Annotated in this window: 18 protein-coding genes; 7 read left to right on the forward strand and 11 right to left on the reverse strand. The window is 69.4% G+C overall.

Going from position 1 to position 16,778, the window contains the following annotated elements; translation table 11 throughout:
- Nucleotides 1–132 precede the first annotated feature (132 nt).
- From BLR04_RS13240 to BLR04_RS13250, 3 genes are all read right to left on the reverse strand, one after another.
- Nucleotides 133–1,323: a phosphotransferase family protein gene (locus BLR04_RS13240; protein ID WP_245740221.1), complete on the reverse strand. Its 1,191-nt coding sequence runs from the start codon at nt 1,321–1,323 to the stop codon at nt 133–135.
- 245 nt (nt 1,324–1,568) lie between these two features.
- A complete protein-coding gene (locus BLR04_RS13245) occupies nt 1,569–2,048 on the reverse strand; it encodes a quercetin 2,3-dioxygenase (protein ID WP_090763453.1) in 480 nt (159 codons plus the stop codon).
- The gene (locus tag BLR04_RS13250; RefSeq protein WP_090763897.1) at nt 2,045–2,455 is read right to left on the reverse strand and encodes a VOC family protein; all 411 of its coding nucleotides are present in this window, start codon (nt 2,453–2,455) and stop codon (nt 2,045–2,047) included. The genes BLR04_RS13245 and BLR04_RS13250 overlap by 4 nt, the downstream gene beginning before the upstream one ends.
- Before the next feature lie 64 nt (nt 2,456–2,519).
- Between BLR04_RS13250 and BLR04_RS13255 the strand changes: the two genes are divergently transcribed.
- Nucleotides 2,520–3,164: a TetR/AcrR family transcriptional regulator gene (locus BLR04_RS13255; protein WP_090763457.1), complete on the forward strand. Its 645-nt coding sequence runs from the start codon at nt 2,520–2,522 to the stop codon at nt 3,162–3,164.
- Nucleotides 3,165–3,216: 52 nt separating this feature from the next.
- Here BLR04_RS13255 and BLR04_RS13260 read toward each other — a convergent pair whose 3' ends face one another.
- Nucleotides 3,217–4,506, reverse strand: coding sequence for an MFS transporter (locus tag BLR04_RS13260; protein ID WP_090763461.1), 1,290 nt, complete (start codon nt 4,504–4,506; stop codon nt 3,217–3,219).
- 279 nt (nt 4,507–4,785) lie between these two features.
- Here BLR04_RS13260 and BLR04_RS13265 point away from each other — a divergent pair, with 279 nt between their 5' ends.
- Nucleotides 4,786–5,364 (forward strand): GNAT family N-acetyltransferase, encoded by a 579-nt coding sequence (locus tag BLR04_RS13265; protein ID WP_090763464.1) that lies wholly within the window; start codon nt 4,786–4,788, stop codon nt 5,362–5,364.
- A gap of 130 nt (nt 5,365–5,494) precedes the next feature.
- Here the strand turns inward: BLR04_RS13265 and BLR04_RS13270 are convergent, their stop codons facing one another.
- Complete coding sequence (locus tag BLR04_RS13270; protein WP_176903060.1) at nt 5,495–6,637, reverse strand: serine hydrolase domain-containing protein; 1,143 nt, start codon at nt 6,635–6,637, stop codon at nt 5,495–5,497.
- A gap of 257 nt (nt 6,638–6,894) precedes the next feature.
- Here BLR04_RS13270 and BLR04_RS13275 point away from each other — a divergent pair, with 257 nt between their 5' ends.
- Nucleotides 6,895–7,539 (forward strand): DUF4240 domain-containing protein, encoded by a 645-nt coding sequence (locus BLR04_RS13275; protein WP_090763470.1) that lies wholly within the window; start codon nt 6,895–6,897, stop codon nt 7,537–7,539.
- Here the strand turns inward: BLR04_RS13275 and BLR04_RS13280 are convergent.
- Together BLR04_RS13280 and BLR04_RS13285 are read right to left on the reverse strand one after the other, a co-directional pair.
- On the reverse strand, nt 7,528–8,025 hold the full coding sequence (locus BLR04_RS13280; protein WP_090763473.1) for a DUF421 domain-containing protein: 498 nt from the start codon (nt 8,023–8,025) through the stop codon (nt 7,528–7,530). The two genes, BLR04_RS13275 and BLR04_RS13280, sit on opposite strands and share 12 nt — an antisense overlap.
- Nucleotides 8,026–8,100: 75 nt before the next feature.
- A complete protein-coding gene (locus BLR04_RS13285) occupies nt 8,101–8,418 on the reverse strand; it encodes a hypothetical protein (protein WP_143022029.1) in 318 nt (105 codons plus the stop codon).
- A gap of 98 nt (nt 8,419–8,516) precedes the next feature.
- On the opposite strand from BLR04_RS13285, the gene BLR04_RS13290 reads away from it, so the two are divergent.
- Complete coding sequence (locus BLR04_RS13290) at nt 8,517–8,921, forward strand: VOC family protein (RefSeq protein ID WP_090763478.1); 405 nt, start codon at nt 8,517–8,519, stop codon at nt 8,919–8,921.
- Between the two features lie 78 nt (nt 8,922–8,999).
- A complete protein-coding gene (locus tag BLR04_RS13295) occupies nt 9,000–9,815 on the forward strand; it encodes a hypothetical protein (RefSeq protein WP_090763481.1) in 816 nt (271 codons plus the stop codon).
- Nucleotides 9,816–10,089: 274 nt separating this feature from the next.
- On the opposite strand, the gene BLR04_RS13300 is transcribed toward BLR04_RS13295, so the two are convergent.
- Entirely contained in the window at nt 10,090–10,923 is an 834-nt protein-coding gene (locus BLR04_RS13300; protein ID WP_245740223.1) for an LLM class flavin-dependent oxidoreductase, read from the reverse strand.
- 103 nt (nt 10,924–11,026) lie between these two features.
- On the opposite strand from BLR04_RS13300, the gene BLR04_RS13305 reads away from it, so the two are divergent.
- On the forward strand, nt 11,027–12,016 hold the full coding sequence (locus BLR04_RS13305) for a GNAT family N-acetyltransferase (protein ID WP_218128872.1): 990 nt from the start codon (nt 11,027–11,029) through the stop codon (nt 12,014–12,016).
- 100 nt (nt 12,017–12,116) lie between these two features.
- Here BLR04_RS13305 and BLR04_RS13310 read toward each other — a convergent pair whose 3' ends face one another.
- Nucleotides 12,117–12,503 carry an STAS domain-containing protein gene (locus BLR04_RS13310; RefSeq protein WP_342672271.1) on the reverse strand — a complete coding sequence of 129 codons (387 nt, stop codon included), beginning with the start codon at nt 12,501–12,503 and terminating at the stop codon, nt 12,117–12,119.
- Nucleotides 12,503–13,936: an LCP family protein gene (locus BLR04_RS13315; RefSeq protein WP_090763494.1), complete on the reverse strand. Its 1,434-nt coding sequence runs from the start codon at nt 13,934–13,936 to the stop codon at nt 12,503–12,505. The genes BLR04_RS13310 and BLR04_RS13315 overlap by 1 nt, the downstream gene beginning before the upstream one ends.
- An 81-nt stretch (nt 13,937–14,017) precedes the next feature.
- Between BLR04_RS13315 and BLR04_RS13320 the strand changes: the two genes are divergently transcribed.
- Entirely contained in the window at nt 14,018–15,034 is a 1,017-nt protein-coding gene (locus BLR04_RS13320; protein WP_090763497.1) for a glycosyltransferase family 2 protein, read from the forward strand.
- On the opposite strand, the gene BLR04_RS13325 is transcribed toward BLR04_RS13320, so the two are convergent.
- Nucleotides 15,031–16,767 (reverse strand): CDP-glycerol glycerophosphotransferase family protein, encoded by a 1,737-nt coding sequence (locus tag BLR04_RS13325; protein WP_245740225.1) that lies wholly within the window; start codon nt 16,765–16,767, stop codon nt 15,031–15,033. The two genes, BLR04_RS13320 and BLR04_RS13325, sit on opposite strands and share 4 nt — an antisense overlap.
- Nucleotides 16,768–16,778: the final 11 nt, after the last annotated feature.

A 16,778-nucleotide genomic window follows, 5' to 3' on the forward strand; every position in this document is an offset into this window, starting at 1 on the left:
TCCCCGTGGAGAGGAGTGGGACTTCGACGATGAACGGGAGCCGGCTCGCAGGCTCCCTCGGATCGCTCGCTACCGGAGGCAGTGACGATCGCTCTGCGTGCGGAATCGTGGGGTCAGGCGTGCTCGCGGCGGTCACTGACGGGCGGCGCGGAGGGCTTCGCGGAGTTCGGAGGCGGGGTCGCCGTAGTGGTAGACGTGTTCGCTGGGTTCGATGCCGTCGAGGAACTCCTGGTAGCGGACGGCGTAGAACAGGTGTTGGTAGGGCTCTGCGAGTTCGAGGGCGCGGGCTGGGTCGGAGCCGGGGGAGTGTTCGTGCCATGCGTCGATCCACGTCCTGGTCGACAGGTGTTGGTCGGCTTCGGACATGACCATGCGGGTGCGCAGACCGTCCAGGACGGGGTGGCCGACATGTGCGTCGGAGAAGTCGAGGATGACGGCGGTTCCGCCGGTCGAGCGCCAGTTGCCGGTGTGGAAGTCGCCGTGCACCACGGTCTCGGGTAAGCCGCACGCGTTGAGTTCGGCGACCATGGCGGGCAGGGTGCGCACGAGTCGCCGGGCTTGGTCGCGTTCCTCGGGGGTGAGGTCTGCGCGGCCGATCACCGCGTCGACGCGTTCGGCCAGGACCTCCGGCGTACGGCGGGGCAGTGCCGTGGGAGGGGTGACGGTGGCCTGGGCGGCGACGTAACGGGTGATGGTCGTACGGATGACCTCGGGTGTGGTGGTCCAGCAGTCGTCGCCCGGCACGTGGTCGAGCAGGACCCGCCGGTTGGCCGGGTCGGCGGCGAGCACGGTCGGGACGATCGCCGGGTCGGCCTCGGCGAACGCCGCCATCACGCTGCCCTCGTCGGCGGCGAACTCGGGGGTGATCTTCAGCCACACGGGGCCGTCGAGCGTCGGGAAGCGGAACAGGCCCGCGAGGTTCCACGTCTTGACCTGCCTGGCCGGGCCGAGCGCGGGTCGTCCGGCGGCGCGCAGCGCGTCGTCGGCCCAGGCCAGAGCGTCGCGTACGCCGTGGGGCGTGGCCCACGCGGAGCGCTTCGCCTGGACGTCCAGCAGGTGGGCCGGGACGCTCGAGGACAACGGCGTAACGCTCCGAGGGTCGCCGAGGAACTCGGCGTGATACGTCACGTGGCCGCCGCGCGGTGGGTCGCCGCCTTCGACGCTCACCAGACGCAGGACCGCGACGGGCCCGCCCAGCACGGCTTCGAGATGCTCGACCACCGGCTCGACCATCGACCACCACGGGACGACGACCGGGAACGGGCCGACGACGCCGACGTACTCGTCTCCACAGGTGACCAAGGCGGTCACGGTTCTTCCCACGACGCCATTGTGTGGGTCACCGGCCGGATCCGGCGAACGATTTTTCAGGTGCGCTCCGGCGGCCGCGGTCATGGGAGCACGGCATCGGGTCGGGCCTCGGCGTCGCGGCCGCCGCCGCTCTCGGAGGTGGGTGGCTCTGGCCGGGAAAGCTACCGGGCGCAAGGCGTGCGGTGCGCCCCTGACAGATCTTGAGCGCGACGTCCTTGACCGGCTCCGCCCTCTTCAGGGCGGAGCCGACGATCGGGTCAGGCGGGCGGCGGTCCGATGATCTGCTGGCCGTAGCGCCAGCCGGCCTCGACCAGGCGGGGGATGTCGGGCGGGGTGGGGGCGGGGAGGCCGGAGTGTTCGGCGGGGCGGCCGAGTTCGGCGATGAACTGCTCGAATCCCGACGGTGTGGTGATCTGCAGGCCGCGTACGGGTCCGTCGACGACCATGAAGGAGTGGGGTACACGGCGGGGCAGGAAGGCGAAGTCGCCGGTTCCGGCGGTCCAGTGGTGGTCTCCGCAGTCGATGGTCATTCTGCCCTCGAGGATGTAGAACGCCTCGTCCTCACGGTCGTGGATGTGCTGCGGCGGCCCGAAGCCGACGGGGGCGGACCACTCGATGAGGGTGAAGGCGCCGCCGGTCTGGTCCGCGCCGGCTCGCACGGTCATGCGGGTGTCCAGGAACCACAGGTGGGGACCGTCGGCAGGGGTGAGTAAATAGCCGGTGGAGTCGAAGGTCATCGGGCGTCCTCAGGGTCGTCCTGGGCCGGGTGGTAGAAGCGGATCTCGATGCCGTCGGGATCGTGCAGGCCGACCAGCACCTGGCCGACGTGTCCTGTGACGATGCCGCCGTGCGGCTCGCTCAGGTCGTCCAGTCGCTGTTGCCAGGCCTTCAGGTCACGCAGGGTGGGCACACACAAGGCCATCGGGTCGAATCCGGCCATCGCGGCAGCCCGTACCGGATCTTGACGCAGGGCCACGTCGACGACGTTGTTCGCATCGCGGAGGGCGACGCCCATGAGCTCGCCGTCTTCGACGAACTCGATGAAGACGCGCAGGCCTAATACGCGCTCGTACCAGTCCCGGCTGCGTTCCACGTCCGCTACCGGGAGTTTGACGTGGTGGAAGCCGTTGAGTGTCGCGGCCATGAGCACCTCCGGGGGGATCACTAGAGTTGTCTCTAGCGAGCTTCTCTATAGTAGGCTCTAGCGAATGAGTGATCCTGTCAAGGGCGCGACCGGACAAGGAACCCGCCGAGCCGCTCAGGCCCGCGCCACCCGGAGACGGATCGCCGACGCCGCGCGGGAGCTGTTCCTGCGGCACGGGTACGCCTCGACGACCCTGGAGCAGATCGCCGCGGCGGCGGGGGTCGCGGTGCAGACGGTGTACTTCCACTTCGGCAACAAGGCCACGGTTCTCAAGGAGATCGTCGATGTGCTGTCGGTCGGCGACGACGAGCCGATACCGATGCTGGATCGGCCCTGGGTGAAGCAGGTGCGCGACGAACCGGACGGCCGCCGGGCGCTGGCGATCTGGCTGGCCAACAGCCGCGTCATCTTCGGCCGCGTGGCACCGATCATGAAAATCGTCCGCGACGCCGCAGGCACCGACGCCGAGATGGCCGCGCAATGGGAGGCCAATCAGAGCCAGCGCTTCCTTGCCCACCACACTCTCGCGCGGCAACTCGCCGACAAGCGGGCCCTGCGCCCGGACCTGTCGACCGAGGAGGCGGCCGACGTCATCTTCACTCTGGTCAGCTTCGAGGTCTACCTCTTGTTCACCGGCGTACGCGGGTGGACGCCCGATGCGTGGGAAAGCTGGATCAACAAGATCGTCGCCGCCGCGGTCCTGCGCTGAAGGCGGAACGGGTCGACCGTGCGGCCGACTGGAGTCGCTCCGGCTCAGCCCCTCATTCCCCGATGTCGCGTGCGGGTGCCATGGCCGGGTCCTGGCCGGGCAGGTCACGGCGTCGGAGGAACGTGGGGGTCAGCAGGAGTACGCCTGCGAACGCGACGAATCCCAGCATGATCCACAGGGCGCCACGCGTCCCGATCCAGGTTCCCAGGGCACCGGCGGCGAGTGCGCCGACCGGATAGCTGCCGTTCAGCAGGAACCGGGTGGTCGCGGTGATCCGGCCCAGCATCCCCTCCGGGGAGTAGGACTGCCGGAAGCTCGCCACGATGACGTTCGTGATGGCGATGCCGATCACGCACAGCATGATTCCGGCGACGTAGAACCCGAGGCCGGTGCCGGGATCGGTGAGCGGGATCAACATCACGAACGGGATGATGAAGGTCGAGCAGACCAGGAGGCCTCGCGACGTCCCGAATCGCCTCACGAGCCTGCCCGCCACGAGCGTTCCCGCCACGGCTCCGATGCCTCCGGCGGCCATGAGCACGCCGATGAGTTCCGGGCCGAGGCCGACGTCGCGGACGAGGAAGACGACGATGAGGGCGTCGTGTCCGGTCAGGCCGAAGTTCGAGACAGCGGCCCATATGGTCAGGGGCCGGAAATAAGGATCCTGGACGACGAACCGCGCCCCTTCCGCGATACTGCGCAGTACATCGGGCTTTCGAGTGGGATTCTCGTTTCCTGCCCGGCCGGGATGTTCGAGACGCAGCAGGCACGCCATGGACACGAAGAAGCTCAGTGCATTGACCAGCAGCGCCGACGCGGCGCCGATCGCCTGGACGACGAGCCCGCCGAGGCTCGACCCCCCGAGCCGCGAGAAACTCACACTGGCCTGCAGTTTCGTGTTTCCCTCTACCAGGTCCGGCTTGGCGACGATGTTCGCGAGTTCGACCTGATAGGCGGTGTCGAAGAAAACGTTCGCGATTCCCGCGGACAGCGCGATGGCCAGGACGTATTCGATCGTCAGGATGTCCAGCCAGGCAGCGACGGGGATGCTGGCATAGGAGATTCCGGAGGCCAGGTCGCTGACGACCATGACCCTGCGCGGCGGGAGCCTGTCGATCCAGGCGCCCGCGGGGAGGCTGATCAGGAGCCAGGGAAGAAAGGCGAACGCGGTGAGAAGGCCCACCGTGAAGACGTCGGCATCAAGAACCGTCACCACGAGAAGTGGCATGGCGACCACGGCGAGGGCGTTGCCGACTTCGCTGACACTCGCACCCACCCAGAAGAGCCGGAAGTCACGTTGCCTCAACAACCCGCCGAACCGGTGAGTTCTGACTGGCTGCAAGGCTTGAGGTCACCGCCTTTCCGTGCCGAAACCATGTGCCGCAGCCGTGGGCGGACGCCTGCTTTCCATCAGCCTGACGGACCTTCACAGGGTGATGATCACTCGTGCCGAAGTCAAGATCCTTGGGCGCGGTTGTTCCGGCCGCGGTTCGAATGACCAGATCGCAGATGCCGCCCCAACGGCGTCACGTTGGAACTCCGTCCCGCACGTGCGGCGAAGGCCGGCTGGTCGCCGACGAAAGGGGAAGCCCTGGCGTGAGAGGGTCAGCTGTGGCCAGGCATGGTCGACACCGGTCCCATGATGCACCTGGCAATATCCGTTTCGCGGTGCAAAATGCGCGTCGGCGCATTGAAGAAGGCGAGTAGCAATATGACTGATGTTCCTGTGGCTCCGAAGCGGTTCCGTCTCGACGTGCGCTTGCCCCAGGCCGTGCCGGCTCACGACTTCCGGCATCCGGTGGAGGCTGACATACCGGCTCTGGGGCAGTTGATGTGGGACGCGTATCGGAGAACGCCTGACGAAGAGGATGCCGGGGGCAGTGTCGCCGAGGCGACGGAGGAGATCCGTCTGACTTTCTCCGGCGAACATGGGCCATTCCTGCCCACGGCGTCCTTTGTCGCGGATGACGGTGCTCGGCCGGTGGGCGCCGCATTGGTGACGGTGTGGAAGGACGTGCCGCTGCTGGCGTACGTCTTCACCGCGCCGTCACATGCCGGCCGCGGACTGGGACGGCGGCTGATCGAAGCGGCGATGCACGCTCTCGGCGAGCAGGGCTATCCGTTGCTGTCTCTTGCGGCGACGGAGGACAACGTCCGGGCCCGACGCCTTTATGCGTCCTTGGGCTTCACGCCACACTGATAGCTCGTCCGGGAACTCGCGGGCGCCGGATGTCGAAGAACGCTCGGCTGGGACACCCCAGCCGAGCGTCTCGCCATGCTGCTCGCGGTCGGAATTCGCCAGGCCGCTCAAGGCTTCGTGGAACCGGGTTTCAGGACGACTTGAGCGCCATGGTGGCGAGGTGGCGGGCTATGCCGTACGTGTCGGTGTCCTGGACGTTGCTGAGGACGATCGCCACGATGTCGTCGTCGGGCAGGTACATGTTCGTCGCCGCGTAGCCCTGGAGCAGTCCGTGGTGGTATCGGACCCGGTGCCCGTACAGCCACTCGACCGACCAGCCGAAGGCGTACGCGATCGACGGCAGGTTGAGGCAGCCGTTCGGCGGGCACTGCGCCTGCGGCGTGAACGCGAGCTTGACGGTGGCGGGCGGGGCGACCAGGTTCGCGCCGAACGAGCGGTCCCAGCGGGCGAGGTCGTCGACGGTGGAGTAGAGCCCGGCCGCCGAGAACACCTGGGAGCCGACCCAGGGCGGGGCCTGCTCGCCGCCGGCCGTGTAGTAGCCCTTCGCGTACCCCGGAGGCGGGAATGTCCTGCTGTAGCCGGTGTCGCGGAGGTCGAGCGGGCCGGTGATCAGCTCGTGCAGCACCTCGCCGTACGGGCGGCGGGTCACCGCCTGGATGATGGCGCCGGCCAGGACGTAGCCGCCGTTGCTGTACTTCCAGCGGGTGCCGGGTTCGAAGTCGAGCGGCAGGTTCACGAACCGCTGGATGATCCTGCGGGTCGTGGTCGGGTGCGAGAGCTCCCGGTAGAAGTACGGAAGGTCCTGGATGTTGACGATGCCGGAGGTGTGGGTGAGGATCTGGCGGATCGTGACGGGTTCCCACGCGTCGGGGCACTTGTCGATGTAGTCCGGGATGAGGTGCGGGCAGATGTGGTCGTCCAGGCCGACGAGCCCGCGGTCGCGCAGCTTCAGCATGAGCATCGAGGTGAACTGCTTGGTGATCGAGGCGACGCGGAAGATCGTGTCCGGCCGGTTGGGGATGTTCCGCGCCGCGTCGGCCGGGCCGGCCGCGTCACGCAGCAGGACCTCGCCACGCCGTACGACGAGTACGGAGCCGGTGAACTGCTTCTTCCTGGCGAGGTCACGGATGTAGGCGCGCATCGCCGCGGCGGTCCGGTCGCCGCGCGGGGCCGGCCAGGTGGCCAGCGGGTCGCGGTCATGGCTCGTGGGTACGGCGACGGCGGGAGCGCCGGCGGGCAGGATGCCACCTATCAGTACGGCAGCTACTGCCATAAATCGGACAATAATAGAGCGTTTCAGCATTTTCTCCCCCGAAATGCGCCGCAGCCCTTTGAGTCAGGACAAAGTGTGAATTGGGCGGGTTGGAGAGCGCTCGGCATTCTCCAGGTGGTTTGTTGTCCGTCGGCCAGAGTCGCAAACGGTGATCGACGCCTTTTTCCTGCCGCATATCCCTTTGTTGATGGCTTGCTCCCGCGTACAGGTCGGAACAATATTGCGACGAACGGTACGAACTGCCCTGATCGCCATTCATGGATGTCGACGGGTTCTGGACCCTGATCGAGCAGTCCGAGCAGCAGACCAGCCTGAGAGCCGAGCGGGTCGCGTGGCTGGAAGAACGGCTGTCCGCCATTCCGGCCGAGGAGATCGTCGACTTCGCGGGATGGTGGACACTCGCCGCCAACCGCAGCTGCACCTGGGACATGTACGCGGTCTACTGGTTCCTCATGGGCAGTGGCTCGTCCGACGGGTTCGGCTCCTTCGTGTCCTGGCTGATCGGCCTCGGCCGCGAGGCGTTCGAGACGGTCGCCGACTGCCCCGACGCGGCACTCGAAGTACCGCAGATCCAACATGTCCTGGAATTGCAGCGCTCGTTCGCCGAAGACCGCGCGACCCGGGGCAGGAGGCGTACAGGACGGCGGGTGATGTGGACGCGGGAGGAATGGCCGGAATTCGAGCTCCTGTCGTACGTCTCCCACGAGCCGTACAGAAAAGCGACAGGTCTGGACGTGTACAGCCTGTACGACGTCCTCAAGGCTCGGGGAATCACGAGCGCATTCCCTTCCTGGCCCGATGGCGAGTGTTGGGATTTCGACGACATGGAAGAACTCGTCCGGCGCCTGCCACGGGTCGCCCGGTACCCCGGGGTCGTCGAACCTGAGACCTCAACCGGATGAATCGTCGTCGCGGCGCACCACGCTGATCATGCCGTTCGGCTCCAGGTACGCGCGCTTGACCAGGGACGGATCCTCAATGCCGTGCAGCCGCAGCTGAGTCAGGACCTCCTCCCTGGTCATGAACTCGCGGCGCATCACCTTGTGGTTCAGCCGGCCGTCGTCGATGAGCGGCCGAGGCCGCGCCTTCAGCAGGTCGGCGGCCCGCGGCCACCGGTAGGCGACGGCGTCGACGACGATGCTCCACATCAGGATCGTGACGACCAGCAGGAGCCCGTCGGTGACGGAACGAGAGTCGCCGGTCAGCCCGCCCGCCGTGGCCTGGGCGACGAGGACGACCAGCAGCACGTCGGTGAGTCCCAGGCCGCCCGACTCGCGCTGCCCGGCGACGCGCATCATGAGGAGCAGCGCGAGGTACGTCACCGTACCGCGCACGAAGATCTCGCCAACGGGCGTGGTGACCAGGAAGATCGCTCCCCAATCAGGCATGCGTCCTGGTTACCCCGGCGAACGCCCGACGAATCCGCGGAGCACCGTTGGCATCTTCTGTGCCGGATGCCCGGATCAGTAGACGGCGAACGGGTCGTCGAAGTCGAGCGGTTCGCTCACGTCGCGCGTCGTCTGGATGCTCGCGGTGGGCCTTATGCCTGGGACACCTTCGAGGATCGTGTCCTCACACGAGGCGTGCATGATCTCGTAGACGGCGTCATCCGCGGTCTGTACGTCCGATTCGACAGACTCGATGTCGTCCGGTCGCATCCGCAGGTAGGCGGCTCGGCCGGCGGCGATCAGTGCCTCCAGGTCGTCGATCAGGAAGTCATGACGGATGAGCACGGCGATCCGCTCGGAAGGCCCTAACTCTTCGTCGGTGTCGTCCGGCATGGGCGTCGTGCCCAGATGGCGCATGGAGGATCCCTTCGGTGGTCGCGGCGGTGGTAGCGTCCGGTCGGTTCGTGAGCGTACGGCGGGGAGGGGGAGGCATGGCGAGTCGAGGGCGGCTGCATCACGTTGAGGTGTGGGTGCCTGATCTGGGCCGGGCCGTGAAGAGTTGGCAGTGGTTGCTTGAGTCGCTCGGTTACACGGTCCACCAGGACTGGAGCGACGGGCGGAGTTGGCGGCTGGGGGAGACGTACATCGTGCTGGAGCAGTCGCCCGCGCTGAGCGCCGACCGGCACGAGCGGCGCCGTCCCGGGCTGAACCACCTGGCCTTCCACGCGGGCGGCCGCGCCGAGGTGGACGCACTGGTCGAACAGGCTCCGACGTACGGCTGGCACCTGCTCTTCCCCGACCGCCATCCGTACGCGGGCGGTGAGCAGCACTACGCCGCCTACCTGGAGGACGGCGACGGCTTCGAGGTCGAGCTGGTGGCGAGGGACGAGCCGTAGCCCAGCCGTTCTGTCAGGAGCCCCTGTTAAGGTCATCCGCATCCCATGAAGAGGTAGATCATCTGACTCGGGAGGGTCATGCGGGCCACAGCGAAGATCACGACCATCGCCGCGGTGCTGGCCGGGGTCACCGTGCCGTTGGCGCCCTCGGCCGGGGCGCAGGCCGCCCCCGCCTGGTTCGCCTACCACGGAGTCGGCGCCGCCGACAGCACCAAGCGCTTCCACCAGCTCCGCGACCAGGGCTACCGGCCGATCACGGTGAACGTCACCGACGGCCGGCGGTACGCCGCCGTGTGGGTGAAGGACGGGTCGCCCGTCGGGTGGAGCATGTGGCAGGGCATGTCGGCCGCCTCCTTCCAGAAGCGGTTCGACGCCGAACTGAAGGCGGGCTCGCAGCCCGTCTCGGTCTCGGCGACAGGTCCGGCCGGCTCGCCGGTGTTCGCCGCCGTCTTCGAGAAGCGCGGTGGCCGGTTCTTCGCCAAGTCGAACCTCACCCCGGCGGGCTTCGCCGCCGCCAACAAGAAGGCCGTCTCTGAGGGGCTGGCGCTGACGTCCGTCGACGCGTACGGCACCCCTGGCGACGTCCGGTACGTGGGCGTGTGGAGCGTCAACACCGGCGGCTCCTGGTACTACACGTACGGCAAGTCGCGGCAGCAGCATGAGGCCGAGTTCTACGCCAAGAAGGCGAAGGGCTTCCGTCCGGTCAGGGTGGCCGTGGCCCCCGACGGCACGTACGCGGCGGTCTGGCGCAAGGACGGCGCCAAGTCCTGGGCCCATTACGTCGACATGAGCAGCTCCGGCTACCAGCGCCGCTTCAACGCCCTCAAGGCCAAGGGCCTCGCCCCGGTCCAGGTCAACGCCGAGAACGGCACGTACGCCGCGATCTGGGAGTAACCCCGGCCGTCGAACGGCGCGGGCCCCACGCCCGGGCCTGGCACGCTCTCCCCGTGGCCCACCGCGCGTAGGTAGGCGAGGCCGCGCGGGTCGTAACGGGTGTCGGTCAGGAGCCGCCCCCTTGGGGGTCGGCTCCTGCGTCTGCATGGGCCGCAGCAGCGAGTCGAAGATCTCGTACGATCAGCCGGCCGTGGTGGACGACTTGACGGCGGCTGAGACCCGCCCCGGCCGGCTTGACCGGTTCTGGTCTCCGGCCACCCGGCGCGTGGCCGGGTCACAGGGCCGACAGCAGGGCGTGGACGTGGGGGAGGGGGTTGGGGTCCAGCGGGCGGACGGCGACGGTGTCGGCTCCGGCCGCCCACAACGCCTTGACCTGGGCCGCCGCCTGCTCCGGGGTGCCGGTCGCCATGACCACGTCCTGCGGCGCGATCCCCAGGAACGCCGCCTGCTCCTCGACCAGCGACGTGGGCACCTCGCCGCCGCCGGTGTGCAGGTAGGTGAAGACCACGAGCTCGTGCTCCTCCGCCGCGCCGATCTGATCGAGGACGCGCGGCAGGTCGGCGGGGCCGATGCCCTCGGGCACGATGGTGCCCTGCGCCACGCGGCCCGACAGCGCCAGCGAGCGTGGGCCCTTCACCCCGGCCAGCACGGGCGGCGGCACGGCCGGCGGGTGCACGAGGGACACCCCGTCGAGGTGCACCGCCCGGCCGTCGACGGTGACCGTCTCGCCGCGCAGCAGCGCGCGTACGGACGTGATGGTCTCTTCGAGGAGCGCCAGCGGCGAAGGTACGGCCGCGCCCACCTGCGCCATCCACGCACCGACGCCGTGCCCGATGCCGGCGGCGAGCCGTCCGGGGTGCAGGCGGGCCAGGTTGGCCAGCTCCATCGCCAGCAGCATCGGGTTGCGCAGCGGCGCGGGCGTGATGCCGATGCCGACACGCAGCCGGGACGTCACGGCGAGCGCCGTGGCCGCCGCCGACACGCCGCCCGTCCAGCCGAGGTCCTCGACCACCCACAGGTCGTCCACGGAGGTCCCGTCGAGCTCCCTGGCGAACGGGACCAGTTGTTCGGGCGGCAGGTCGCGGTCGAACATGACTCCCAGTCTCACGGTGCCTCCAGTCGTAACGGGATCATCCCGGCGTCCCGAACCTATCGCCGACCGGCCGATAAATGGGATGCCGTCGCGGGGGAAACGCCTTTACCGTCGGGGCATGGGCATGAGACAGAGGTGGCCGGCGGGCGTCGAGGCGCGGCCCGTCGAAGAGGCGCACGCGGCCGCCTGGGCCGAGCTGCTCGCGGCCAAGGAGAAGGCTGACCAAAACGGCGAACACTACGACGCCGACGACCTGGTGGAAGAGCTGCGCGACCCGAAGCTCGACGCCGCCCGTGACACGATCGGCCTCTGGGCCGACGGCCAGATGGTCGGGTACGGCGCGGTCCGCGGCCGCGATGCCGTCGTCGACGTCGACCGGGTCATGATCGAGGGCGCCGTCCACCCCGAATGGCGTGGCCGCGGCATCGGCCGCGCGCTGGTCGGGTGGCTGACCGAGCGCGGCACGGCGCTGCACGAGGAGCGCTGGCCGGGCCACGACGCCGAGGCCAACATCTGGGTGAACAGCACGAACGCCCCGGCCCGCGACCTGCTCACCGGCCTCGGCTTCGAGGAGTGCCGCTACTTCTTCGACATGACGCGGCCGTTCGACGAGCCGCTGCTGGAGCCGCCGGTGCCCGACGGGCTGCGCCTGGTCGCGTTCGACCCGGCCTACGACGAGGCGCTGCGGCTCGCGCACAACGAGGTCTTCCTCGACCACTGGGGTTCGACCCCGAGGGACGCGGAGACCTGGCGAACGTGGTACACGGGGGCGCGGGCGTTCCGCGGCGACTTGTCGTACCTGGTGCTCGACGGCGACGAGATCGTCGCGTACGTGCTGGGTTACGAGTACGTCGCCGACACCGAGGCGACCGGAGTTCGCGACCTGTACGTGGGCCAGGTCGGAACCCGCAGGTCGTACCGGGGCCGCGGCCTGGCCGCGGCGACGCTCGCCCGGGTGATGTACGAGGCGCGCCGCGCCGGGTACGCGCAGGCGTCCCTGGGCGTCGACGCAGCGAACCCGACAGGCGCCCTCGGCCTGTACGAACGCCTCGGCTTCCACGCAACACGCAACTTCATCACCTACCGCCTCCCCCTCACGGAGGCCTGAACCCGGCGACCGCGCCTGCCGCCGGGGCCTGATGGTGGTTGCGGACCCGCGGCACCTTGCCGGGATGTGGATGGGCACCGCGTGCCGAGTGCCGCCGGGGTCAGGCTGCGGCGCTCAGAGTGGCGTGGGCCTCGGTCAGGGAGTCGCTGGTCTCGAAGTGGCGGTCGAGGTTGGTGATGGTCAGCAGGTGGCGGATCATGCCGGGCCCGAGCACGAGGATCATCCGGCCGCGCTGGCGCCGGACCTGGTTGAGCGTCGCCACGAGCACCCCCAGCCCGATGGAGTCGCAGAACGGCACCTCGGTCAGGTCGAGCACCACCTTGAGCGGGTCGGCGGCGGCCAGCACCGGTTCGAGCTCGGCCCGCAGCCGGGGCGCGCCCGCCACGTCGAGATCACCGACGACACTCACGAACGTACAGGGGTCTTCGCGCCAGCACCTGACCACCATGGGGACCGCCCTGCCCGGATCGCCGAAACCTAGGCCCATTACTTACATATGTTCTGCATTGCCGTTTCGGTCGTCGGTGTAACGCTCGGCTTGGCGCTCGGCGGCGAACTCGGCTTCGGCTGCCGCACCTTCGGCTGGTCGGAACCCAGGACGACCTCGATGCCCTTGGCGTCGGTCTCGCGCAGCTCGGCCCCGGGAATCGCGGCGGCCACGACCTTCGCCGCCGCCTCCTGACCGGCGCCGTAGCGGACCATCGTCTTGCGGAAGTCCTGCTTCTTGGTGTTGCCCGGGTGGTCGGGCACCTTGAACCCGTACGCGACGAGCGCCGTCTTCGTCCGCGCCCCCAGGCCGTTGACGAGCGTGCCGTTCGTGACCTTGACCGAGATCTCCTTCGGCGCCGGCCCGGACGGCTTGGGCGACGGCGACGCGACGGCGGTCGGCGTGGGCCGCGACGGGTCCTGGTCGGCGTCGATCCTGGCGAACATGTCGCGGGCGGCCCGCTTGTCCCACAGCACCGCCGACTCGCCGGTGGAGGTGCGGTAGTCGACGTCGGCCAGCGGCACGTCGGCGAACGTCACGTCGCCGAGCGAGACGTCGCGCAGCTGCGTGGCGAGCCCCACGAGCCCGTCGTCGGGGTCGACCTTGACCGTGCTGAGCGTGCTGTTGACGAACGCGGTGAGCTTGGCGGGGTTGGCCAGCGTGTCGGCGCTCAGCGCCCGGTTGAGCAGCGCGGAGATCACCTGCTGCTGTCGGTCGATGCGGTCGAGGTCGGAACGCGCGGTGGCGCGGGTTCGGGCGTAGTAGAGCGCCTGCACGCCGTCGAGCTGGTGGGTGCCGGCCGCCAGCTGCAGCTTGATCTTGGCGTCGTTGATCGGTACGGGAGTGCACACCGTGATGCCGCCGAGCGAGTCGACCACGTCGATGAAGCCGAGGATGTTGACCTCGATGTAGCGGTTGATCTGCAGCCCGGTGGCCGCCTCGACGGTCTCCTTGGCCAGCCGCGGCCCGCCGAACTGGTACGCCGAGTTGATCTTGTGCTCGCCCTTGCCGGGGACCGTCGTCCAGGTGTCGCGCGGCAGGCTCACCACGGTGACCTTCTTGTGGTCCTCCGACAGGTGGACGACCATCATCGTGTCGGTGCGCTGGCCGGACTCGCGGCCCAGCTTGAGCCGGTTCTGCTGCTCGCGGGTGAGGTCGTCGCGCTTGTCGACGCCGACCAGCAGGATGTTCTCGGCCCCGCGGGCGACGGCGGTCACGCCCGCGTCGACCGTGCCGATCTGGCGCGGGGTCGCCCACACGACCCCCGTGGCGACCAGGACGCCCGTCGACAGGAGGCCGGCGATCACCACGTTGCGGCGACGGGCCCGTGCGCTCCTGCGCGGTCTGCGGACGCGGACAGGCGCGAGCTTGACGCCACCATACGCGTCACCGCCCACGAGCACGCCGCCGTCCTCGCCGCCCGGGTCGCGCATGCCCTCTCCCTCATGTCGCGCCGGAGGAACGCACTTTCGATTGCCCTCCTCCCCTGCCCGTACAGTAGCGTGAGCCCCGCCATGAAGCAGTTCCCCGACTCGCCGCACGCGCCCGCGCAGACGCGCGGCTGGCCGCCCATTTCCGTCGTCATGCCGATCCTCAACGAGGAGCGGCACCTCCGCGAGGCCGTCGACCAGATCCTCGCCCAGAACTACCCAGGCGAGATCGAGGTCGTCCTCGCCGTGGGTCCGTCCCGTGACCGCACCCAGGAGGTCGCCGACGCCATCGCCGCGGCCGATCCGCGGGTGGTCGTGGTCCCCAACCCCACGGGCCGTACGCCCAACGCGCTCAACGCGGCGATCGCCGCCTCCCGCAACGGCATCATCGCCAGGGTCGACGGGCACGCCATGCTGCCGCCCGACTACCTGCGCGTGGCCGTCGAGACGCTGGTCTCGACGGGTGCCGACAACGTGGGCGGCATCATGGCGGCCGAGGGCATAACGGCGTTCGAGAAGGCCGTCGCCTGCGCGATGACCTCCAAGATCGGCGTGGGCGCCGCCGCGTTCCACGTCGGCGGCCAGGCAGGTCCGGCCGACACCGTCTACCTCGGCGTCTTCCGTCGCTCGGCGCTCGACCGGGTGGGCGGCTACGACGAGCACTTCCAGCGCGCCCAGGACTGGGAGATGAACCACCGCATCCGCCGGACCGGCGGCCTGGTGTGGTTCGAGCCCCGCATGCGGGTCACCTACCGTCCGCGGCCCAACGTCAAGGCGCTGGCCAAGCAGTACTTCCACTACGGCCGCTGGCGCCGGGTGGTCGCGCGCACCCACGAGGGCACGATCAACCTGCGCTACCTCGCGCCGCCGGCCGCCGTGCTGGCGATGCTGCTCGGGCTGGTCGTCTCGCCGTTCTTCCCGCTCGGGCTGGTCATCCCGGGCGGTTACGCGCTCGCGATCGTCGCCGGGTCGGTGGTGACCGGCTCCGGCCTGCCCCTGTCGGCGCGGCTGCGGCTGCCCCTCGTGTACGCGGCCATGCACTGCTCGTGGGGGTGGGGCTTCCTCACCAGCCCGAAGGCGCTCGCCAGTCCACCCCGCTAAGAACCCGCGATGACCCGCTCGATCGCCGCGTTGAAGCGGGTCATCGCATCGGGGTACTCCGGCCCCAGCAGGTGACTCCTGAGCTTGACGCGTGCCCGGGCCAGGGTGTCCTCCCCGTCGAGGAACTCCGCGAGGCCCGACAGGTCGGGGCCGATCAGCGCGCCCGCCTCGGTGCTCGGGTACCTCTCGTGGAAGGCGGGCTCGGACAGGTTCGCCACGTTCGTCACCGCGTACGGCTTCTCGCTGGCCAGGAAGTCGGCGACGACGCTGGAGATGTCGCTGATCAGCAGGTCGCACTCGTTGAAGCAGTCGTACAGGCTGGGCTCGGTGCCATTGACGATCAGGTGCCTGATGTGCGAGGCCCCGGCCTCGGGGCGTGAGGGGTGGCGGGCCTTCGACTTGGCCAGCTCCGCCGCCTCGATCATCGCGACGATCTTCCGGTGCGCCCGGGTCGCGCTCTTGTCACGGTGGCCGGTCAGCGGGTGGGGCTTGTAGATGACGCGCAGCGGGGGCTCGTGGTCGAGCAGCGCCCGTACGATGCGCGGGCCCATGGTGATCAGCGAGGTGTGGAACAGGTCGTCGTTCCAGCCCTCCCAGGTCGGGGCGTACAGGACGGTGCGGTACGGCAGCCCGGGCCCCTCGGTCGAGATGCCCTCCAGCTGCGGCCGGCCGACCTCGTGGATGTTCTCGTCACGCACGCCCACCTTGGCGCGGCGGTAGCGGTCACGGCCCGCCGGCCCGGCCACCCACACCTCGTCGTACACCCGCGAGAACGGGTTGAACGAGGCCTCCTTGTCGCTGTCGCCGTGGTTCAGGAACACGCTGCGCAGGCTGGGGATGCGCAGCATGTGGACGTTCCTGCCGACGTTGGCGACGTAGAAGCAGAGCTTGGCGCTGGAAAGGACACGGAAGCTCATCAGGTCGGCCGACGACGGGATGCACAGCATCGGCAGCGTGGTGTCCTCCAGGTGGCTCGCCATGCCGCGCTCGCGCAGCACGACGACGGCCCGCCGGTCGATGCGCTCCAGCACGGGCAGCCACATCCGGGCCTGGTAGGCGGCCTGCGTGGCGCCCGAGAAGTACAGGATGACCTCGGGACGGTACGTCTCGACCTGCTCGCCCACGACCTGCAGCACGCGCTCCTTGTCGGTGAGCGGCACGGCGCGGCGCACGTACGGGACCATCGCGAGCGCCCCCGCGGCGCCGCACATGATCGCCAGCCCCGCGCCGTACGTGGCGGGCACCGCGCCGAACACCGCGCCGAGCACCGGCAGCGCGTCGAGGTAGAGGAACGGCAGGCTGGCCGAGCTGCGCAGCGGCCACGGCGGCAGCTTGGGGATGCGCAGGGCGGAGACGTCGAGGTTACGGGTGGTGACCGGCATCCGGCTGAGCATCTGCCGCAGCCGCATGGCGAGCCCCGTGTGCGCGGCGCGCACCCCGTGGATCGCGAGCACGCCCGCCGCCAGCGCCACGAACCACGGCGAGTCTGGCCCCGCCGTCCTGGCCACCAGCAGCAGCGCCATGGTCTCGCGGAACGCGAAGCGCAGCGTCGTGCTCAGGTGGACCTTGGCCAGCAGGTCGGGCAGCGGCCGGCCGGCCGACGGAGCGAGGTACTCCACCGCGTACGAGAGCGCGGCGACCATCCCGAACACCGCCGGGGCGGGCCAGAGCGCCGACACCAGCAGGACGGGGTAGCAGGCGAGCAAAGCCGCTATCACGATGAGTCTCCTCATGTGATCGCACG

The organism is Nonomuraea maritima (assembly GCF_900100395.1).
Taxonomy (GTDB): Bacteria; Actinomycetota; Actinomycetes; order Streptosporangiales; family Streptosporangiaceae; genus Nonomuraea; species Nonomuraea maritima.